The sequence below is a fragment of the Actinomycetospora sp. genome, assembly GCF_055612215.1.
The window spans coordinates 1-1828 of record NZ_JBVPVA010000225.1 but is presented as its reverse complement, the minus strand read 5'-3'; the positions used below and the strand labels follow the sequence as shown (position 1 = coordinate 1828).

The following is a 1828-nucleotide window of genomic DNA, read 5'->3' as shown; positions in this document are numbered from 1 at the left end:
GACCCCACGATCACCACCGCCGAGGGCGGCACCTCGAACACCGGCTACTGGCGGGTGGGCTGGGACAGCACCGGCGGCTGGACCTCGTCCCCGACCACCAGTTACTGGACCGGCAGCCTCGGCTACGCGGCGGTCTACTCCTTGGCGCTCAGCGCGGCGCAGGTGCGGCAGCTCTACGTCGCCGGCACCTAGACATCCCACGGCTGTAAGCGGTCAAGCTGCGGCTGGGTTGGTGTGGTCGGCGGCGGGTGGCCAGGCGGTGTTCTCGTCGTAGAGCCGTTGGTGGCGTAGGCAGCCGTGCAGGATGCCGACGAGGCGGTTCGCCAGCGCGCGGAGGGCTTGGTGGTGGGTGTTGCCGCGGTCGCGGTGAGCGTCGTAGTAGGCCCGGGCTCCGGGTGAGGTGGTCAACGCGGCGAAGGCCTGCAGGTAGAGCGCGTCGGCCAGTCTTCGGTTGCGGGCATGGCGGGCCAGCACGACCCGGGTCTTGCCCGAGGCGCGGGTGACCGGCGCCATCCCGGAGTAGTTCTTACGGGCCCTGGCGTCGGCGTAGCGGTCCGGATCGTCACCGAACTCGGCGAGCACCCGGGCGCCGAGCACCTGTCCCAGCCCCGGCTGGGACAGGTAGATCTCAGCGTCCGGGTGCCGGCCAAAACCCGCGGCCACCTCGCCCTGGAGGACCTCGCACTGGCGAGCGAGCTCGCCGATGACCGCGACCAGGGCCTTCACCGACGCGGCGTAGGCGCCGACGACCCCGGGGTGGGCCTCGAGCTGCTCAGAGCGCAACACCTCGACCACCCGCGCGGCGACGGTGTCGGCGCCGCGCTGGCGCCCGGCGCCGCGCAGCGCCTTGGCCACCCGCGCGACCCGCAGCCGCCGACCCTCGGCCGGGGTCGGGGCCAGCGCGAGCACGGCCAGTGCGTCGCGTCCGGCCAGGTCATCGAAAGCGGCCAGCGCGGCGGGGTAGTACTCGCGCAGCATCGAGCGCAGCGTGCTGGTCTGACGCTGCCGCGACCAGATCATCGACTGGTGCGCCCGGGCGACGACCTTGACGTGCTCAGCGATCGCCGAGTCTCCCGCGACCGGGCGGTGGTGCTCGCGGTCCAGGCGCACCAGCTCAGCGAGCACATGAGCATCGCCGGGGTCGCTCTTGGCCCCCGAGCTGCCGTGACGTTCCCGGTAGCGCGCCGCCTGCAACGGGTTGATCGCGTACACGAGGTAGCCGGCGGCGAGCAGGGCCTGCACCCACGGGCCGCGGTCGGTCTCGATCCCGACCACGACCTCGCCGGGCTCGTCGTCGTCATCGAGGTGATCAGCGATCAGCGCGTGCAGCCCCGCGATCCCCGCCGCGCCCTCAGGCAGGCGTCGACGGACCAGCCGCCGACCGGTCTCATCGAGGATCTCGATGTCGTGGTGGTCCTCGGCCCAGTCGTCTCCGACGAACAGCACCAGCTCTCCCTCTCCTCGACCGGCACTCGGCGAGCCTTGGAGGAGAACGGGTGCGACCTAATGGATCAGTGCTCACGGCCGCGGCGGCCGGGCACGACATCCCACCAGCCCTACGAACTCCTCACCCACCAACGAGGGGCACGATCTAGCCGTAGACCTTCAAGGCCTGGTGCGCACAGTGCTCACCCCGCTGGCGGCTCGGACACCCAGCCAACCACCAACCAGCCGGGTGCAGCCCCATTAGGTGCGATGTCGTCGGGGACCGCCGTATCGTCCGCGGGCTCCGGGCCGTGCCGTCGTCTGGCGCCGACCAGCGGTGGGCGCGGGGGGTACGACGGTTGTCGCTCTGCTCGACCAGGACGACCTTGGCAGCGGCTCGGGC

At 71.9% G+C, this 1828-nt stretch carries 2 protein-coding genes; one reads left to right on the top strand and one right to left on the bottom strand.

The annotated features are described in order from the left end of the window. Nucleotides 1-192, top strand: a 192-nt coding sequence (locus tag AC0CYZ_RS06280) for a hypothetical protein (RefSeq protein ID WP_472213405.1), incomplete at its 5' end; no start/stop codon positions are given. A gap of 21 nt (nt 193-213) precedes the next feature. On the opposite strand, the gene AC0CYZ_RS06275 is transcribed toward AC0CYZ_RS06280, so the two are convergent. Beyond that, nucleotides 214-1446 (bottom strand): IS110 family RNA-guided transposase, encoded by a 1233-nt coding sequence (locus AC0CYZ_RS06275; protein WP_472213404.1) that lies wholly within the window; start codon nt 1444-1446, stop codon nt 214-216. Between the last annotated feature and the right edge of the window lie 382 nt (nt 1447-1828).